Source organism: Lebetimonas sp. JS032 (assembly GCF_000523315.1).
Taxonomy (GTDB): Bacteria; Campylobacterota; Campylobacteria; order Campylobacterales; family Nautiliaceae; genus Lebetimonas.
In genome coordinates this window covers 1-20,018 of record NZ_ATHS01000005.1, presented here as the reverse complement: position 1 = coordinate 20,018, position 20,018 = coordinate 1, and the positions used below count along the sequence as shown (strand labels likewise).

General features: G+C 35.3%; 15 protein-coding genes and 6 tRNA genes. 18 read left to right on the top strand and 3 right to left on the bottom strand.

What is annotated here, in order from left to right; translation table 11 throughout:
• Window positions 1–299 precede the first annotated feature (299 nt).
• The 3 genes from DZ65_RS10255 to DZ65_RS10250 form a co-directional block, all read right to left on the bottom strand.
• On the bottom strand, window positions 300–818 hold the full coding sequence (locus tag DZ65_RS10255; protein WP_035907641.1) for a transposase: 519 nt from the start codon (window positions 816–818) through the stop codon (window positions 300–302).
• A 161-nt stretch (window positions 819–979) separates the two neighbouring features.
• Window positions 980–1,759, bottom strand: coding sequence for a restriction endonuclease subunit S (locus DZ65_RS0109600; protein ID WP_035908446.1), 780 nt, complete (start codon window positions 1,757–1,759; stop codon window positions 980–982).
• Window positions 1,760–1,792: 33 nt separating this feature from the next.
• A complete protein-coding gene (locus tag DZ65_RS10250; protein ID WP_035908445.1) occupies window positions 1,793–3,298 on the bottom strand; it encodes a type I restriction-modification system subunit M in 1,506 nt (501 codons plus the stop codon).
• Between the two features lie 159 nt (window positions 3,299–3,457).
• On the opposite strand from DZ65_RS10250, the gene DZ65_RS0109590 reads away from it, so the two are divergent.
• The 18 genes from DZ65_RS0109590 to DZ65_RS0109505 form a co-directional block, all read left to right on the top strand.
• Window positions 3,458–3,534: transfer RNA gene (locus tag DZ65_RS0109590), tRNA-Thr, on the top strand.
• Window positions 3,535–3,561: 27 nt separating this feature from the next.
• Window positions 3,562–3,647 (top strand) — tRNA-Tyr (locus tag DZ65_RS0109585).
• A 46-nt stretch (window positions 3,648–3,693) separates the two neighbouring features.
• A tRNA-Gly gene (locus DZ65_RS0109580) sits at window positions 3,694–3,770 on the top strand.
• Between the two features lie 105 nt (window positions 3,771–3,875).
• A tRNA-Thr gene (locus DZ65_RS0109575) sits at window positions 3,876–3,950 on the top strand.
• 59 nt (window positions 3,951–4,009) lie between these two features.
• Window positions 4,010–5,209: an elongation factor Tu gene (gene tuf, locus DZ65_RS0109570; RefSeq protein WP_024788392.1), complete on the top strand. Its 1,200-nt coding sequence runs from the start codon at window positions 4,010–4,012 to the stop codon at window positions 5,207–5,209.
• 30 nt (window positions 5,210–5,239) lie between these two features.
• The gene (gene rpmG, locus DZ65_RS0109565) at window positions 5,240–5,392 is read left to right on the top strand and encodes a 50S ribosomal protein L33 (protein WP_024791657.1); all 153 of its coding nucleotides are present in this window, start codon (window positions 5,240–5,242) and stop codon (window positions 5,390–5,392) included.
• Window positions 5,393–5,482: 90 nt separating this feature from the next.
• Window positions 5,483–5,559, top strand: a tRNA-Gly gene (locus tag DZ65_RS0109560).
• A gap of 1 nt (window position 5,560) precedes the next feature.
• A tRNA-Trp gene (locus tag DZ65_RS0109555) sits at window positions 5,561–5,636 on the top strand.
• A 64-nt stretch (window positions 5,637–5,700) separates the two neighbouring features.
• Window positions 5,701–5,901: a preprotein translocase subunit SecE gene (gene secE / locus DZ65_RS0109550; protein WP_035003738.1), complete on the top strand. Its 201-nt coding sequence runs from the start codon at window positions 5,701–5,703 to the stop codon at window positions 5,899–5,901.
• An 8-nt stretch (window positions 5,902–5,909) separates the two neighbouring features.
• Window positions 5,910–6,431 (top strand): transcription termination/antitermination protein NusG, encoded by a 522-nt coding sequence (nusG, locus tag DZ65_RS0109545; RefSeq protein WP_024788389.1) that lies wholly within the window; start codon window positions 5,910–5,912, stop codon window positions 6,429–6,431.
• A gap of 11 nt (window positions 6,432–6,442) precedes the next feature.
• A complete protein-coding gene (gene rplK, locus DZ65_RS0109540) occupies window positions 6,443–6,868 on the top strand; it encodes a 50S ribosomal protein L11 (protein ID WP_024790447.1) in 426 nt (141 codons plus the stop codon).
• Between the two features lie 41 nt (window positions 6,869–6,909).
• Window positions 6,910–7,608 (top strand): 50S ribosomal protein L1, encoded by a 699-nt coding sequence (rplA, locus tag DZ65_RS0109535; RefSeq protein WP_024791656.1) that lies wholly within the window; start codon window positions 6,910–6,912, stop codon window positions 7,606–7,608.
• A gap of 79 nt (window positions 7,609–7,687) precedes the next feature.
• A complete protein-coding gene (rplJ, locus tag DZ65_RS0109530) occupies window positions 7,688–8,170 on the top strand; it encodes a 50S ribosomal protein L10 (RefSeq protein WP_024788386.1) in 483 nt (160 codons plus the stop codon).
• Window positions 8,171–8,181: 11 nt separating this feature from the next.
• Window positions 8,182–8,553 (top strand): 50S ribosomal protein L7/L12, encoded by a 372-nt coding sequence (gene rplL, locus DZ65_RS0109525; RefSeq protein ID WP_024788385.1) that lies wholly within the window; start codon window positions 8,182–8,184, stop codon window positions 8,551–8,553.
• A 75-nt stretch (window positions 8,554–8,628) separates the two neighbouring features.
• Window positions 8,629–12,768, top strand: coding sequence for a DNA-directed RNA polymerase subunit beta (rpoB, locus tag DZ65_RS0109520; RefSeq protein WP_024788384.1), 4,140 nt, complete (start codon window positions 8,629–8,631; stop codon window positions 12,766–12,768).
• Window positions 12,755–17,254 carry a DNA-directed RNA polymerase subunit beta' gene (rpoC, locus tag DZ65_RS0109515; RefSeq protein WP_024788383.1) on the top strand — a complete coding sequence of 1,500 codons (4,500 nt, stop codon included), beginning with the start codon at window positions 12,755–12,757 and terminating at the stop codon, window positions 17,252–17,254. The genes rpoB and rpoC overlap by 14 nt, the downstream gene beginning before the upstream one ends.
• A gap of 125 nt (window positions 17,255–17,379) precedes the next feature.
• Complete coding sequence (locus DZ65_RS0109510; protein WP_024791655.1) at window positions 17,380–18,495, top strand: aldo/keto reductase; 1,116 nt, start codon at window positions 17,380–17,382, stop codon at window positions 18,493–18,495.
• On the top strand, window positions 18,496–20,018 hold a 1,523-nt coding region (locus DZ65_RS0109505; RefSeq protein WP_024788381.1), incomplete at its 3' end, for an L-aspartate oxidase.

Here is a 20,018-nt window from a genome sequence, read left to right as displayed (position 1 = left end):
TATCAGGACGGTAAGAATAACCCTGATTTTGCAAATCTTCTATAAATTCCCTCTCAAGTGCCGCTTCGCTTTGATAATTTTCGTTTACCGCCCATGTTTTTTCGTATCTATCAAGCACGATGAAGTTGTTTGTATTTGCTATTGGTTTTGTGTATGTTTGCATTTTTTATCCTTTATGTGCGAATAAATTCGCACCTCCTTGGAGAAGCGATTTTAACCGCTTATATATTTATTTCCGGAGGAGCGATTTTAACCGCTTATATATAGGAGGTTAAAACCTCCTCTCCTTTTATTATATTTTACTCATAAACCCCATAAAATCTCTCTTTCCAATCTTTAAGTCCTGCTTTAAAACCATTAAACTTTATATAGTTATAAACAATATTAAAATGCTCCTCATTCCTTATAACTTTGTCATAATAATTTTTTTCCCAAAATTTACCGCTTTTATTTAACATTTTATTTATTCTATAAGCACTTTCACCCTTAATTTTTTTTATAATAATGTCTAAATCTTTTATCTGTTTAAAAAGTAAATGTATATGATTTGGCATAATGGTAAAAGCAATTAATTCATAAAATATTTTATCTAAATTTATCAAAAAATCTTTCAAAAATTCAAATATTTCATCATTTAAATATGCACCTTTTAAAGAATTGTCTAAATATTTATCGATTAGATATTCCTGTTTTTTATTTTCAATATTTTGAGTTCTAATTTTTCTAATATAACTATCTAAACTATCTTGTGTCCTAAAAGTTACAAATTGATAATATCCTTTTAAATTAATGTGTGGTAAAGTTTTTTTTATTTGCATTATTTTTCCCTTTTTTACTTCGTTTATTATTTTGTGAGACTAAAGTCTCACCTCCGATTTAATTTAGTATATTCGGAGAAACGATTTTAACCGCTTATATATAGGAGGTTAAAACCTCCTCTCCAGGAAAAGCGAATTTATTCGCTTATATTTAATTTCTTTTACATTTTAAAATCCAAAAGTAAATTTCTGTAATACTCATACTGTTTTTTTCTAAGCTCAATCTCTTTTGGAAGTCCTTCGCTTATAGAGTTTGCAAGTGTGTCAAATTTATCGAGGATGGAAACTATCTCTTTTTGTTTTTCAAGTGGAGGGATTGGGATTTTTATATTTGAAATTTCATTTGTTACTTCTCCCAACTTTCTCCACTCAACTTCATTATTAAATGTTAAAAGTTTTTCGAGGTAGTATTTATATTGCTTTTTTCGCGCATGAAGCTCTGCTGTAAGCTCTGCTGTAAGCTCTGTAAAAGTGTCAAGGATTTTAACTATCTCTTTTTGTTTTTCAAGTGGAGGGATTGGGATTGGAATTTTAGCCATTTGATTACTCATAAGTTTTGGATTGCCCATACCTGAATATACATGTTTTTTTGCTTCAATTGTTAACCAATAATATAAAAACTTATATATTAGATTTATTTGATTATTTATTATTATTAATCCGCTAACGTTTGTAATAGAAAATTTTCCTTTTCTATAAAATACTGTTCCAGCATTTGCTCCATCTGTTGTCCAATTAACAAATTCACCATCAAAATCATAAGTGTTTATTTTTCCAATTTCACCATTATTTACAGTTTGAGAACTATATACCGGATATATTCCTTTATTATCTCTCAAATATCTTTTTGAAATGACTTTTCCTCTTTTTAATTCAGCTATTTCTCCCAACTTTCTCCACTCAACCTTAACATTTTTTAATTTTTCAATAAATTTTTCCATTATATTTCTCCGTCTATTTCGGGAATGATTTTATTAAGTTTCTAATCTATCAATTCTTTTGACTGTTGTTTTTATCTCTTCATTTAACTTTTTTATATCTATTTTTTCTCTTGTATCTTCTGGTTCTACATAAGAGCCGACTGATAGATTATAGTCATTTTCTTTTATCTCTTCCAATGATGCATTATGTGAAAAGTGTTTTATCTCTTCTTTGCTTTTGAAAACTTTCAAAATCTTATCTATATGCTCATCTTCTAAAATATTATTGTTTGTTGCTTTTTTAAATAGTTTACTTGCATCAATAAACTGGGTTTTGGTGTCTGGCTTATGTTTGGAAAGCACGAGAATATTTACCGCAATTGAAGTTCCGTAAAACAGATTTGGTGCAAGTGATATTATAGTTTCTATATAGTTGTTGTCTATTAGATATTGACGAATTTTTTTCTCAGCACCGCCTCTGTAAAAAATCCCAGGAAATGTAACGATAGCGGCTCTTCCTTTGGCTGAAAGGTAGCTTAAAGAATGCAAAATAAAAGCAAAATCGGCTTTTGATTTTGGAGGCAAAACACCAGCAGGTGCGAATCTGTCGTCATTTATAAGTGTCGGGTCATCACTTCCTATCCATTTAATAGAATAAGGAGGGTTTGAAACTATTGCATCAAAAGGCTTTTGGTCGTTGTGTTTGGGGTCTGTTAGAGTGTCCCCGAGTTTTATGTCGAATTTATCATAATTAATGTTATGCAAAAACATATTCATTCTTGCAAGGTTGTAAGTGGTGTGGTTTATCTCCTGACCGAAGAATCCTTCTTCTATGATATGTTCATCAAACTGCTTTTTTGCCTGAAGCAGTAAAGAGCCGCTGCCGCAGGCCGGGTCGTAGATTTTATTAACTTTTTTTTGTCCAAGCAGGGCGAGTTTGGCTATGAGTTTTGATACCTGCTGAGGTGTGAAAAACTCACCTCCGCTTTTTCCGGCGTTTGCCGCATATTTGGAAATCAAAAATTCATAAGCATCTCCGAAAAGGTCTATATGGCTGTTTTTAAAATCTCTAAAATCAAGTTCATTTACCCCTTTTAACACAGCACAAAGTCTTTTGTTTTTTTCAGCAACGGTGTTTCCGAGCCTGTTGCTTGTGGTGTCAAAATCGGCAAAAAGCCCTTTTATATCGTCTTCGCTTGGATATCCGCTGGCGGAATTTTCAATATTACTAAAAATTTTTGCCAAATCCGTATTTAGGTTTTCATTATTGTCGCAGTTTGCCACAATATTGCAAAAAAGCTCGTTTGGATAGATGAAATAACCTTTTTCCTTTATTGCGTTGTCTTTAATTTCCGGTGTAATCATATCATCATTAAATTTTGAATAATCTATATCTTCCCCGCCTTCCATATAAGAAGCGAAATGTTCGCTTATAAAACGATAAAAAAGGCTTCCCAAAACATACTGCTTAAAATCCCATCCGTCAACCGAACCCCTCACATCGTTGGCTATTTGCCAGATTTTTCTGTGTAATTCCTCTCTTTGCGCAATACTTGGCATATATATTCCTTTGAATAAGATTTACATATTATAATAAAATTTAGACGTTTTTATTCAATATGTAAATGATTGTTATTTAAAATTAAATTTTTTAAAAATTAACTTTTTTTCTCTTGACAATAAAATGTTTTTTACTTATAATTTCAATCCACAAACGATGCCGGCGTAGCTCAGTTGGCTAGAGCAGCTGATTTGTAATCAGCAGGTCGGGGGTTCGAGTCCCTTCGCCGGCTCCATTCAGCGTTTGACCAGTTAGAATAAAAGGTGGGGTTCCCGAGTGGCCAAAGGGGACGGGCTGTAAACCCGTTGGCGTTCGCCTTCGAAGGTTCGAATCCTTCCCCCACCACCATTGAGTCATGAGTTTTCAAAAATGTGCAGGCATTTTTGGAATATATGCGGGTGTAGCTCAGTTGGCTAGAGCGTCAGCCTTCCAAGCTGAGGGTCGCGGGTTCGAGTCCCGTCGCCCGCTCCAGTCATGACAAACTGGGAGCTGAGCAAACTACGAGTATGGTTGTCTGCTCATAAACTCCCGAAATACTATTGTTTTGTAAAACAAAACATTGCTAGCAGTGTTTTTGCCCATATAGCTCAGTGGCAGAGCACTTCCTTGGTAAGGAAGAGGTCGCCGGTTCAATCCCGGCTATGGGCTCCAGCAAGGCCTTGTTGGAGTTCATAAATGAGCTAAATAAAATTTTAAACATGGAGGAAGAAATGGCAAAAGAAAAATACGTAAGAAATAAACCACACGTAAATATTGGTACAATCGGTCATGTTGACCATGGTAAGACTACTTTAACAGCAGCTATTTCAGGTGTTTTGGCACAAAAAGGATTTGCTGAACTTAAAGATTACGATCAAATCGATAACGCACCTGAAGAAAGACAAAGAGGTATTACTATTAATACATCTCATGTTGAATATGAAACAGATAAAAGACACTATGCACATGTTGACTGTCCAGGACACGCAGACTACGTTAAAAACATGATTACTGGTGCCGCTCAAATGGACGGAGCTATCTTAGTTGTTGCAGCAACTGACGGTCCTATGCCACAAACAAGAGAACATATATTGCTTTCAAGACAAGTTGGTGTTCCGGCAATTGTTGTATTCTTGAACAAAATGGATATGGTTGATGATGAAGAACTTCTTGAACTTGTTGAAATGGAAGTTAGAGAACTTTTAAGCGAATATGAATTTGACGGAGACAACGCACCTGTTATCGCTGGTTCAGCTCTTAAAGCTCTTGAAGAAGTAAAAGCCGGACAGCTTGGTGAATGGTCAGAAAAAATTATGGAACTTATGGATGCAGTTGACGAATATATTCCAACACCAGAAAGAGATACTGATAAAGATTTCTTAATGCCGATTGAAGACGTATTCTCAATTTCAGGAAGAGGTACTGTTGTAACAGGTAGAGTGGAAAGAGGTGTTGTAAAACTTGGTGATGATGTTGATATTGTTGGATTTAAACCAACAAGAACGACAAAAGTTACTGGTATTGAAATGTTTAGAAAAGAACTTGATGAAGGTGAAGCCGGTGATAATGTAGGGGTACTTCTAAGAGGTATCGGAAAAGATGAAGTTGAAAGAGGTATGGTTCTTGCAAAACCTGGAAGTATTACTCCTCATCATAAATTTGAATCAGAAGTTTATGTATTAACTAAAGAAGAAGGTGGTAGACATAAACCATTCTTTAACGGATATAGACCACAATTTTACATCAGAACAACTGACGTAACAGGAAGCATTCAATTACCAGAAGGCGTTGAAATGTGTATGCCTGGGGATAACGTAAAATTAACAGTAGAATTAATTGCTCCAATCGCACTTGAAGAAGGTACAAGATTTGCTATCAGAGAAGGTGGTAGAACTGTAGGTGCCGGAGTTGTTACAAAAATTATTGAATAAGGGTTTCCCCCTTATTTTTAAAGGATAATGATGAGAGAAATTATTCATCTAAAATGCACAGAGTGTGGTAGATTTAATTATCATACTACAAAAGAAAAAAGAAAACATCCTGAAAAATTTGAAATGAGAAAATATTGCAAATGGTGCAATAAGCATACTGTTCATAAAGAATCAAAACTTTAATTGGGCACTCCCCGCAAAAATATAAATTTTTGTGGGGTTTAATATTAAGTTCACCCTCTTTCCAGGCTGTTATATCTAACGGCCTGGTGAGCGGGTGTAGCTCAGTTGGCTAGAGCGTCAGCCTTCCAAGCTGAGGGTCGCGGGTTCGAGTCCCGTCGCCCGCTCCACAGGGCAGTAGCTCCAATGGTAGAGCGGCGGTCTCCAAAACCGCTTGTTGGGGGTTCGAGTCCCTCCTGCCCTGCCATTACCAATTTTTGGAAGAGGTATAAATATAGTGAGTTGTGAACAGTAAAAATGGGGAATAAAAAATGAAAAATGAAAAATTTAATATAAGAAGTTTGAGCGATTATATAAAAGAAGCAAAAATTGAATTGGATAAAGTAATTTTCCCAAGTGCAAACGAAGTTAAACAGTCTTTTATTTCAGTGGTTGCTGTAGTAACGGTGGTTACAGCATTTTTAGGTCTTATTGATCTGATAATGAGCGGAATATTAAAAGCCGTATTATAAGGAATATTATGGATTGGTATGCATTACAGGTCTATTCTGGAAGTGAATTGGCAGTTAAAAAAGCAATTGAAAATTTAAAAAACGAAGAACATTTAGAAAATATTTCTCAGGTAGTTGTTCCCACAGAAGAAGTATTGGAAGTTAAAAATTCCCAAAAAAAAGTATATGAAAGAAGCATATACCCTGGTTATGTGTTTTTGGAAGCCAATTTAGATACAGCGCTTTGGCATAAAATACAATCTCTTCCAAAAGTTGGTAGATTCATTGGTGAATCTAAAAAACCAACTCCTCTTAAAAAAGAAGATGTTGAGCTTATTTTAGAGAAAGCTAAACAAAAAAGCGCACCAAAACCAAAAGTTTCTTTTGAAGAAGGTGAAATAGTTAGAATAAACGAAGGTCCGTTTGCGAATTTCACAGGAGAAGTAGAAGATTTTGATTATGAAAAAGGAATGTTAAAACTTAACGTTACAATTTTTGGAAGAAGCACTCCTGTTGAAATTCATTACACAAAAGTTGAAAAAATCGTATAAAAGGACACAAGATGGCAAAAAAAGTAATTGATGTATTAAAACTTCAAATCCCGGCAGGTAAAGCAAATCCGTCACCTCCAGTAGGTCCGGCTTTGGGTCAAAGAGGTATTAATATTATGGAATTCTGTAAAGCTTTTAATGAAAAAACAAAAGATATGATGGGATATAATATTCCTGTTGTAATTACTGTTTATGCAGACAGAAGCTTTACTTTTATTACAAAACAACCACCTGTAACAGACTTTTTAAAAAAAGCTGCAGGTATAGCGAAGGGTAGTTCAAATCCGCTTAAAGACAAAGTCGGAAAAATTACCAAGGCGCAATTAAAAGAAATTGCAGAGAAAAAATTACCTGATTTAAACACAGACGATGTAGAAGAGGCAATGAAAATTATTGCCGGCAGTGCAAGAAGTATGGGAATAGAAATAGAAGATTAATACCACTGTGAGTGGAAGTAAGAAATTTACGAGGAGTGAATATGGCAAAAAAACATGGTAAAAGATATTTGGAGCTTCTAAAAAAAATAGATAAAGATGTATATTCTTTAAAAGAAGCTGCCCAAAAAATAAAAGAACTTAAATCTGCAAAATTCGATGAAACAGTCGAACTTGCATTAAAACTTGGCGTAGACCCAAGACATGCAGATCAAATGATAAGAGGAAGTGTAGTGTTGCCTCACGGTACAGGAAAAACTGTAAAAGTGGCAGTAGTTGCAAATCCTGCTAAAATAGATGAAGCAAAAGAGGCGGGTGCTGATTATGTGGGTGACGAAGTATTCGATATGATTGAAAACGGAAATTTAGATTTCGATATTTTAATCGCAACACCTGATATGATGGGAAAACTTGGTAAATACGGAAGAATTTTGGGACCAAAAGGCCTTATGCCAAATCCAAAAACCGGAACAGTTACAATGGATATAGTCCAGGCGGTAAAAAATGCAAAAGCCGGTCAGGTTAATTTTAGAGTTGATAAAAAAGGTAATATGCACGTTGGTATTGGAAAAGTCAGCTTCTCTCCAGAAGCACTTTACGAAAATGCAAAAACATTTATTGAAAAAATCAATAAAATGAAACCGGCAAGCGCAAAAGGAAGATACCTTCAAAATGCCGCATTCTCACTTACTATGAGTCCGAGTTTAAAACTGGATGTAAATGAATTAGCGGAATATAAATAGGCATTGGCCTAAGTCTAAATGACTTAGAAAGCAGGTGGGTAACCTTAATTCCCTGCCGAGTCTAAGTGAAAGGAGCTTTATGAAAAAAGAATTAAAAAAACAAATCGTTGAGGAACTCAGCAACGAATTTAAAAATGATGTAAGTGTTTTTTATGCTGACTATAAAGGTCAGAGTGTACAAAACCTTGAAGAACTAAGAATTGCACTAAGAGCTGCTGAAGGAAAAGCCAAAGTTGTAAAAAACACGTTGGCAAAATTAGCTTTTGCAAATAACGGTGTTGAAGTTGATTTCGAAGAAAATAATATTTTTATCTGGGGTGAAGACCAGATTACATTAGCAAAAATATTAACTAAACATGCTAAAAATTATAAAGACACTTTTAAAATTAAAGGTGCGGTAATTGAAGGTGAAGTAAAAGATGCGGCATATGTTGAAGAAGTAAGCAAACTTCCAACAAAAGACGAATTGCTTGGTATGGTTGCATTTATGATGAAAGCTCCTATTGCAAAATTTGCATGGGGACTAAATAAATTAATAGAAAAAAAATCTGAAGAAAATTAAAAGGAGAGATAATGGCTTGTACAGTTGAACAAATTTTAGAAACTATAGAAAATTTAACAGTTAAAGAATTAAACGAATTAGTAAAAGCATTTGAAGAAAAATTTGATGTAAGCGCACAACCTACAGTAGTTGCAGGAGCAGGTGCAGCAGGAGGAGAAGCAGCTGAAGAAAAAACTGAATTTGATGTAATATTAAAAGCACCGGGTGCTAAAAAAATCAATGTAATTAAAGTTGTAAGACAAATTACTGGTGCCGGATTAAAAGAAGCAAAAGCTATGGTCGATGAAACTCCATCAACTATCAAAGAAGGTGTTTCTAAAGACGAAGCTGAAGAAATTAAAAAACAATTAGAAGAAGCGGGAGCAGAAGTAGAAGTAAAATAATCCTTGCTTTTTTTCTTTTTTTTTGATACACTTACAGTTTGTTAACCTCTACATAAATTCTGCGCAGGAGAGCCAATGTTAAACCAATTAAAATCAGCCAACAGGTTAAGATTAGATTTTTCAAAAATACCTCAAATAGTTGATATTCCGAATTTATTACATTTACAGCAAAATTCTTTTAGAGACTTTATTAATTTAAAAGAACCTGAAAAAAGCGGTATTCACAATGTGTTTAAATCGATGTTTCCAATCAGTGACACACAAAACAGAATCACGCTTGAATATGTGGGTATTGAATTTAAAAAACCCAAATATACGGTTAGAGAATGTATGGAAAAAGGTCTTACTTATTCTATTCCGATAAGAATAAAAGTCAGACTTATTGTTCATGAAAAAGATGAAAAAACAGGTGATAAAATAGGTATAAAAGACATTAAAGAACAAACTCTGTTTATCAGGGACATACCTTTAATGACAGAAAGAACGAGTTTTATTATTAATGGAGTAGAAAGAGTTATTGTCAATCAGCTTCACAGAAGTCCGGGTGTTATCTTTAAACAAGAAGAGGCACAAAATTCAAACAAACTTCTTTATTCAGCCCAAATAATTCCGGACAGGGGAAGCTGGGTTTATTTTGAATATGATGTAAAAGATGTTTTATATGTAAGAGTAAATAAAAGAAGAAAAGTACCTGTTACAATACTTCTAAGAGCCATGGATTATTCAAAAGAAGATATTTTAAGAATGTTTTATCTTGTAATAGACATTAAAATAAAAGATAATAAATTTTTAATGCCTTCCAATCAGTTGGAGAGCGGAAAATATGATTATGATTTAAAAGACGAAGACGGTAATGTTTTATTAAATGCAGGTAAAAGACTAACTGAGCGAAAACTTAAAAAATTAATTGAAGAGCACAAATATGTTGAATATCCTCTCGAAGAGTTAATGGACAGACATTTAGCCGAGCCGATTTACGACCCGTTAACCGGTGAAGTGCTTTTTGACACATTAACTATTATTAACGATGTTAAACTTAAAAAAATTATTGAATCACAAATAACCGAATTTAAAATAGTAAATGATTTGGCAAGCGGTGTTGATGACGGAATTTTAAGAGCATTTCATCAGGATATTGAAACACTCAAAATTCTTAAACAGACAGAAGGTATTGAAAACGAAAATGATTTGGCAAGAATAAGAATTTATAAAGTTATGAGACCGGGAGAGCCTGCTACGCCTCAGACTGCAAAAGAACTTTTTGATAAACTTTTCTTTGACCCGGAAAGATACGATTTAAGCAAAGTCGGCCGTATGAAAATGAACCACAAATTGGGTCTTAATATTCCTGATGACATCACAGTGCTTACATACCAGGATATTATTAAAACCATCCAATATTTAATAGGGGTAAAAAACGGTATAGGACAAATTGACGACAGAGACCATTTGGGTAACAGAAGAATCAGAAGTATAGGCGAACTACTCGCTAAAAGGCTTCAAGAAGGCCTTGTCAAAATGCAAAAAACAATTAAAGACAAAATGACAACCGTTACCAATGTAAATGAAGTTATGCCAATGGATTTGGTAAATACAAAACTTATTACCACCACTATTTTGGATTTTTTTGCAACAGGTCAGCTTTCCCAGTTTATGGATCAGACAAACCCTTTAAGTGAAGTTGCCCATAAAAGAAGACTCTCAGCCCTTGGTGAAGGCGGTGTAACTCGTGAGAGAGCCGGATTTGAAATCCGTGACGTTCATCCGAGCCATTACGGGAGAATTTGTCCTATTGAAACGCCTGAAGGACAAAATATCGGTCTTGTTAACACACTTTCTATTTATGCAAAAGTAAATGAATACGGATTTATTGAAGCACCGTACAGAGTGGTAAAAAACGGGCGTGTCAGCGATGAGATTGTTTATTTAACGGCCACTCAGGAAGAAGAAAAAGTAATAGCTCCCGCAAGTGTAAAAATAGATGAAAAAACAGGAGAAATAATTGAAGATTTGGTTGAAGCCAGAAAAGACGGTGAAATAATTTTGGTGGATAAAAAAGAAGTGGATCTTTATGACCTTAATCCTAAAATGATTATCGGGGTAGGGGCAAGCTTGATACCGTTTTTGGAACACGACGACGCCAACAGGGCGTTAATGGGTTCAAACATGCAGCGTCAGGGTGTACCGCTTCTAAGGAGTGAAGCTCCGATTGTGGGAACAGGAATAGAAAAATATGTGGCGCGTGATGCCTGGCAGATAATAAAAGCAAAAAGAGGCGGAAAAGTAATAAAAGTTGATGCTACCAATATTTATATTTTAGGTGAAGATAAAAACGGAGCATACATAGACCATTACGGGCTTGAAAAATATTTAAGAACTAACCAAAATACTTGTTTTGACCAAAGGCCTATTGTAAAAGAAGGCGATATAGTAAATGCCGGGGATGTTATAGCAGACGGTCCGAATATGGATAACGGTGAAATAGCACTTGGTAAAAATGTAATGGTGGCATTTATGCCTTGGAACGGTTACAATTATGAAGATGCCGTTGTTTTAAATGAAAAATTGATTAAAGATGATGCATACACTTCCGTTCATATTTATGAAGAAGTTTGTGAAGTAAGAGAACTTAAACACGGACTTGAAGAGCTGACAACCGATATTCCAGGGGTTAAACCGGAATATTTGACCCATTTGGATGAGAGCGGAATTGTTAAAGTGGGAACTTATGTAAAACCAGGAATGATTTTGGTTGGTAAAATATCCCCGAAAGGCGATGTAAAACCGACTCCTGAAGAAAGACTTCTTAAATCAATTTTCGGGGACAAATCAGGTCATGTGGTAAATTCTTCTCTTTATGCGCCTGCAAGTATGGAAGGTGTGGTAATAGATGTAAAAGTATATACCAAAAAAGGCTACGAGCTTGATGAAAGGGCTAGAAAGGCCCATGAAGAAGAAAAAGCAAAAATAGAAGAGATTTATAAAAACAAACTCTCAATTATCGATAAAGAAGAAGTATTGGCTTTGGCCAATCTTTTAAGCGGGAAAAAACTGGTAAAAGATGTTGAATTGAATTCCAAGAAATATAAAGCCGGAAATAAAATTCCAAAAGAAGATTTAATAAACATTAATAAATTTTTATTACTAAGTCTTGTTGAAAATTATGATGAAAATACTTCTAAAGAATTTGAAAAAATTACCAATAAATATTTAAAAGAAAAAGACAACATCAGACAGGACTATGATGAAAAAATCGAAATTTTAGAACGTGACGATATTTTACCAAACGGCGTTGCCAAAATGGTAAAAGTTTATATCGCCAACAAAAGAAAAATTAAAGTCGGTGATAAAATGGCAGGACGTCATGGTAACAAAGGTATTGTGAGTATAATAGTTCCTCAGGAAGATATGCCTTATATGGAAGACGGAAGGGCTGTGGACGTGGTTTTAAACCCTCTCGGGGTTCCTTCACGTATGAACATAGGTCAAATTTTGGAAGTGCATTTGGGACTTGCCGGTAAAAAACTCGGTGAGCAGCTTCAACAGTTGTTGGATGAAAAAAGAGCCGATATGGCTCAAAAGTTAAGAGAAAAAATGATAAAAATAGTTGAAGTTGCCCATTTTGGCGAACATTATAAAAATTTCCTTAATACCTTAACAGATGAAGAACTTCTTAAATATGCAAAAGACTGGGCTAAAGGCGTTAAGTTTTCAACTCCTGTATTTGAAGGTGTAAACGAAGAAGAGTTTAAAAAACTGTTTGAAATGGCTGGAATTCCAAATGACGGAAAAATGCAGTTATTTGACGGAAGAACCGGTGATCCTATAAAAGAAAGGGTTAATGTCGGATATATGTATATGATGAAGTTGCATCATTTGGTAGATGATAAAGTCCACGCAAGAAGCATAGGTCCGTACAGCTTAATCACACAGCAGCCTGTAGGAGGTAAAGCCCTGTTTGGCGGGCAAAGATTTGGGGAAATGGAAGTTTGGGCGCTTGAAGCGTATGGAGCAGCCTATAACCTTAAAGAAATGCTGACTACTAAATCCGATGATGTTGAAGGAAGAAATAAAGCATACAGAGCTTTGACAAAAGGTGAAAATGTGCCTATTGAAGGGCTTAGTGAAACATTTTTTGTTTTGAGTAAAGAGCTTCGTGCACTCGGGCTTGATTTAGAGTTTTATAAAAAGGAAGAAGACAATGAGCAAATATAAATATATAAAACTTGACTGGGACGAAGAAAACAGACCAAAAGATATTGATGCCGTTCAGGTAAAAATAGCTTCTCCTGAAGAGATTCTTTCATGGTCTTTCGGTGAAGTTAAAAAACCGGAAACCATTAATTACAGAACCTTAAAACCTGAAAGAGACGGTCTGTTTTGTGCAAAAATTTTCGGTCCTATCAATGATTATGAATGTCTTTGTGGAAAATATAAAAAAATGCGCTATAAAGGTATTGTCTGTGAAAAATGCGGTGTAAAAGTAACTTCATCTAAAGTAAGACGTGAAAGGTTCGGTCATATTGAGCTTGTAACTCCTGTAGCGCATATTTGGTATGTAAGCAACCTTCCAAGCAGAATCGGAACTCTGCTTGATATTAAAATGAAAGACCTTGAAAGGGTTCTTTATTATGAAGCCTATGTGGTATATGAACCGGGCGACGCTCCTGTAAAAAAAGGTGATGTATTGGTTGAGGACGAATACAGAAAACTTGTCGAAATTTACGGGGATACAGGTTTTCACGCTGAAATGGGAGCCGAAATAATAAGAAGAATGCTTGAAGAACTTGATTTACCTGATATGTATTATTCACTAAAAGAAGAATTAAAAACTACAAGAAGCGAAGCAAGAAAAAAAGAGATTGTTAAAAAACTTAAAATTGTGGAAGGATTTTTAAATTCTGACAACAGACCGGAATGGATGATTATGACTGTTATTCCTGTTCTTCCGCCGGATCTTAGACCGCTTGTTGCACTTGACGGCGGGAAATTTGCCGTTGCCGATGTAAATGATTTATACAGAAGGGTGATTCACAGAAACCAGAGATTAAAAAGACTGCTTGAACTTGACGCACCGGAAATTATTATCAGAAACGAAAAAAGAATGCTCCAAGAAGCGGTTGATGCTTTGTTTGATAACGGAAGAAGAGGAAATACAATAAAAGGTGCAAATAAAAGGCCTCTTAAATCACTCAGTGATATTATTAAAGGGAAAACAGGAAGATTCAGACAAAATCTTCTTGGAAAAAGGGTTGATTATTCAGGAAGAAGCGTTATTGTTGTAGGTCCTCATCTTAGAATGGACCAATGCGGACTTCCTAAAAAAATGGCGCTTGAGCTTTTTAAACCGCATATTATAGGAAAACTTGAAGAAAAGGGTTATGCCACAACAATTAAACAGGCAAAAAGACATATAGAAGAAAAAACACCGGAAGTGTGGGAATGTCTGCAAGAAGTAGTTGATCAATATCCAGTACTTCTTAACAGGGCGCCTACACTTCACAAACTTTCAATCCAGGCGTTTCACCCGGTATTAATTGACGGAAACGCAATTCAGCTGCATCCGTTGGTTTGTGCCGCATTCAACGCAGACTTTGACGGCGACCAAATGGCTGTGCACGTGCCTTTGAGTCAGGAAGCGATAGCGGAAGCTAAAATTTTAATGCTAAGCAGTATGAATATTTTGCTGCCTGCTTCCGGTAAAGCTATAGCAGTCCCATCTCAGGATATGGTCCTTGGAATTTATTATCTGTCTTTAATAAAAAACAAAGTAAAAGGAGAGCATAAATTATTTGCCAATCCTGAAGAAGTTCTTATGGCACTTGATGAAGGGGCAGTGGATTTGCATGCAAAAGTAAGAGTAAAAGCGGACACTATCGTGGAAACAACCCCGGGCAGAATGATATTGCATTCAATTGCCCCGGATTTTGTGCCGGTTGAAATGTATAACAAAATAATGAAGAAAAAAGATATTGCAAACTTAGTTGATTATGTTTACAAAAAAGGCGGACTTAAAGCAACAGCCGAATTTTTGGACAATCTTAAAAATCTTGGATTTAAATATGCGGCAAAAGTAGGGGTATCTATTTCCGCGGCCGATATTGTCGTTCCTAACGAAAAACAAGAAATTGTCCAGGCCGCACTTGTAAAAGTAAGAGAGGTTCAGGAACAGTATAGAAAAGGTTTGCTTACAGATCAGGAAAGATACAATAAAATTATCGATATCTGGACAAAAGCAAATAATGATATTGCCGACAAACTGATGGAAATTATGAAAAAAGACAAAGACGGATTTAATTCAATTTATATGATGGCCGACTCAGGAGCAAGGGGTAGTGCAAGCCAAATTAAACAGTTAGCCGGTATGAGGGGTCTTATGGCTAAACCTAACGGAGAAATTATTGAAACACCTATTATTTCAAATTTTAAAGAAGGTCTAAATGTTCTTGAATTCTTCCTATCAACCCACGGTGCAAGGAAAGGTCTTGCGGATACAGCTCTTAAAACAGCAAGTGCAGGATATTTAACAAGAAAACTTGTTGATGTTTCACAAAACTTCAGGGTAACTATGGAAGACTGCGGAACGCACGAAGGAATTGAAGTAACAGATATTACAGACGGGGCAACATTGGTCGAAAGCTTGGAAGAGAGAATTTATGGAAGAGTTTTAGCAGATGATGTGTATGACCCAATTACTAATGAAGTTTTATTTACAGAAGGTACATTAATTACCGAAGAAGAGGCAAAAGAAATTGTAAGAAAAGGTGTAAAATCCGTCAAAATAAGAAGTGCGCTTACCTGTAAATCAAGTAAAGGTATCTGTTCAAAATGTTACGGTATGAATCTGGCTGAGAGAAAATTAGTTAAAGTGGGTGAGGCTGTGGGAATTCTTGCGGCACAATCAATTGGTGAGCCTGGAACACAACTAACGCTTAGAACATTCCATACAGGCGGTATTGCAGGCTCAACCCAGGAAGAGAGAGAAATTGTCGCCAAAAAATACGGATATATCAGATATTATAATATAGCAAACTATGATAGAAACGGTAAAAAAATTGTTGCAAACAGAAGAAATGCCGCTGTATTACTTGTTGAACCAAAACTTAAAGCCCCATGTGACGGAATAGTAAATATTGAAACCCAGCATGAAGAAGTGATTGTTGAAGTTAAGTGTGACGACGGAAGTGTCAAAAGATATTCACTCAGAAAAAATGATATAGTTAAAGGAACAGAACTTGCAGGAATTGCAGGTAAAACAGAAGGCAAGTTATACATTCCTCATAAAAATCAAAAAATTGAAAAAGACGAGGCGATAGTTGAAGTTATAAAAGAAGCCTGGTATATTCCTCAAAGGATTCCTTACGGGGCAGAGCTTAAAGTTGATGATAATGAACCTGTGCCAATGCAGGTAATTGCCGAAAATGAGGGAATAATAAAATATTATAAATTATCAGGGGATCATTTAGAAAGAGTATATGATCTTAAAGCCGGGGAAGAAATCGGATTTGATAACGCATATAAAGGTCTTTTTGCCGTAATTGTAGATAAGCATGACAGAGAAGCCGGAAGATATTATATTGTTAGGGGAAGTAAAATTCTTAAGAGTGATAATGAACATATTAAAGCCGGAGAAATCATAGCCAAACCTATCAGCGGCGAAAATAAAATTATTGCGGAATGGGATCCTTTTGCCAATCCGATATTGGCTGAAGCCGACGGTGTGGTTAAATTTGAAGATGTAATTGACGGATTTACTGTAACTACTCAGATTGATGAGTTAACAGGTGAGAGCAGAATTATAGTAAAAGAATATCTGCCAAAAGGTTATCAGCCAAGAATTTTACTTGCGGGCAAAGACAGGGTATATGAATACGTGCTTGAGCCTAAAACGGTTATTCATGTTCAAGAAGGCGTTGAAGTAAAACAAGGTGATATTTTGGCAAAAACTCCAAAAGCAATAGCAAAATCAGCAGATATTACAGGTGGTCTTCCAAGGGTAAATGAACTATTTGAAGCAAGAAAACCAAAATCACCTGCAATTATCAGCGAAATAGACGGAACAGTGAAATTTGGAAAAACACTCAGAGGAAAACAGAGATTAATTGTTGAGGGTGAATCAAGCGTTAAAGAATATTTGGTGCCGGCTGAAAGACAGATTTTAGTGCATGAAGGAGACTTTGTGCATGCGGGAGAAAAACTTACAGACGGTATTGTGTCAAGTTATGATATTTTAAATATTTTGGGAGAAAAAGCGCTTCAGCAATATATTGTAAGCGAAGTTCAAAAAGTTTACAGACTCCAAGGTGTTAATATTAACGACAAACATATAGAACTTATTATAAATCAGATGTTAAGACAGGTAAAAATTGTTGACAGCGGGGACACTAAATTTATCGAGCGTGATTTGGTAAGCAGAAAAATGTTTAATGAAGAAAATGAAAGAATCAAAAAATTTGGCGGTGAACCTGCCATTGCAGAACCGGTGCTTGTTGGTATTACAAGAGCAGCCATCCAGTCAGACAGTTTCATTTCAGCCGCTTCATTCCAGGAAACTACAAGGGTTCTTACAGAAGCGAGTATTCAGGGTAAATTTGATTATCTTGAAGACTTTAAAGAAAATATTGTCCTGGGAAGAGTTGTGCCTGTCGGTACCGGAATGTTCTATCATAAAGAAAGAGATGTTAAAATAGAAGAGGATTAATCCCTCTTTTTTCTCCAATTTTACTTTTTATAAACTTCAAAAATCTTCATTTATCATATTTTTTTATTTTTTAGAATATAAATTGCATATATAAAATTAAACAATTTCAATAAAGGTTTATATTAATGAATTTTGCAACTGTGGAAGGAACTTTTTCATATATTAAAAAATTTCCTAAATATTCAAAAGATTTTTATAACTTTAACGGTGATTTTTTTATTTCTTCATTGGGGCTCGGAAGTTTTAGAAAAGAGCCTTACAGGGAGGAAAATTATCTAAAACAGGTTAATTTTTACGAATCCACTAAAACCGCATTAAAAAACGGAATAAATTTTATAGACACCGCCAGCGTATACAGATATCAGGAAAGTGAAAAAGAGATAGGAAGGGCTTTAAATGATATGATGGAAAAAGGGGAGATTTTAAGAGAAAATTTTATTGTCTCTTCAAAAGCGGGATTTATACCGTTGGAGTTTCCTTTTCCGGAAAATCCTTATGAATGGATAGATGAAAAAATAATAAAAACAAATCTTGCTGCAAAAGAGGAAATAGTAACAGACCAGCACTGTATGAACCCGAAATTTTTGAAATGGAGTTTAAATAATTCATTAAAAAATTTAAATATTGAATGTATTGACATTTTCTTTTTGCACAATCTTGAAGCACAGCTGGGGTATGTTGAAAGAAAAACCGTAATTGAAAGAATTAAAAAAGCGTTTGAATTTTTTGAAGAAATGGTTGAAAAAAACAAAATAAAATATTACGGAATTGCCTCATGGAACGCATTTTTATATGAAGAGACCCATCCTGAGTATCTGAGTTTAAAAGAAATGGTGGATATTGCAAAAAGTATAACAGAAAAACATCATTTTAAATATATTCAAACCCCCTTTAATCTTGCAAAGCCTCATATGTTAAATTATGTGAATCAGGTTTTTGAAGACGGAAAATATTACACTTTATATCAGTGTGCAAAAGCGTACGGAATAAATATAATAAACTCATCACCTCTTTTGCAGATGAATCTTTTTAAAGGAAAATTTAATAAAGATGTAAAAGAACTTACAAACACTTTTGATTTCAGTGACATTATTACGGCGTTACAGTTTGCAAGGTCAAACGGCGCCTTAAGTACAGTATTTGGCTCTATTAATCCTGAACATGTAAAAGAGAATCTTTTATTGTCTTATATTCCATTGGCAAAAAAAGAAAATATCTATAAATTACTATTTGGAGGATAAATGTTATACGATGTTATTGTGGTAGGAAGCGGGATAGCGGGTTTGTCTGCGGCGCTTAATGCAAAAAAAGAAGGTTTGAAAGTTGCAGTGGTTACCAAAAGTTCGCTTTTAAGGTCCAACTCGGCAGTCGCTTCGGGCGGGATAAATGCGGCACTCTATTCCGATGAAGGGGATTCCCCCGAGTTACATGCCCAAGATACTATAAAAGCGGCTGAAAAACTTGCAAAAGAAAATACCGTTAAAAAAATGTGTGAAGAAGCGCCTAATATTATAAACGAACTTATCAGTCTGGGGGTAAAATTTAATAAAACAGATGATAATAAAATAGCGCAAAGGGCGTTTGGAGGGGGAAGTAAAAAAAGAACGTGTTATGTGGCCGACAGGACGGGTTCGGCTATTGTAATGGCACTGCTGCAGGCCTGCCGGAAAGAAGAAGTGGATTTTTTTACCAATCATTATTTACTTAATTTGATAACGCATAAAAATCAGATTTGCGGAATTTCTTTATTAAGAAAAGCCGATTCCAGGGTTACGGCGCTTGGATGTAAAGCTTTGGTACTGGCAGGAGGGGGATATGCCGGTATTTTTAAAGGTTTTACAACTAATTCTCAGGAAAGCTCCGGAGATTTAATAGCGGCCGCATTCAGAGCCGGTATAAAAATTTCGAATATGGAATTTGTTCAGTTTCATCCCACGGCACTAAAAGGCAGCGGTTCTTTAATATCGGAGGCGGCAAGGGGGGAAGGCGCCTATCTGGTTGATGAAAACAATGAACGTTTTACAAGTGAACTTGCCACAAGGGATATTCTGACAAGGGATATTTTAAAGCATATACAAAACGGCCACAAAGTTTATCTTGATTTCAGGCATCTGCCGGTTGAAATGATAGAAAATAGACTTCCATCAACATATAAGACAGCTTTGATGGGTGCCGGGGTTGATATAAAAAAAGAACTCTTGGAAATTTCACCAGCCGCCCATTACACCATCGGCGGAATATGGATAAGAGACGACGCTTCAACCACAATGGACGGGGTGTATGCATGCGGGGAGTGTGCAATGAGCGGTGTTCACGGGGCAAACAGACTTGGGGGAAATTCTTTGCTTGAATCGTCATATTTTGGAAGAATTGCCGGAAAAGAAGCTACGACGTATGCAAAAAAAGAAAAATTCAAACCTGTGGATTTTATTCAAATAGAAAAGGATGAACAGGAAATTGAACGTATATTAAAAGGGGAGAGTTTATACAATGTGAATTCGTTAAAAACAAATCTCGGAAAAAATCTTTTTATAAATGCGGGACCTTTTAGAAGCGAAAAATCACTTCTTAAGGCATATGATTATATTTCCTATTTAAGAGGTCTGAAACTTGGAATATGCTGTATTAATAAAAACAGGGAAAACAATGTGGAGCTGCCTTTGATACTTGAGTTTTTAAATTCTTTACTGATTGCGGAAGTAATGGTCCATTCCGCATTATACAGGGAAGAGAGCAGGGGCTGTCTCTTATACACATCTCTGAG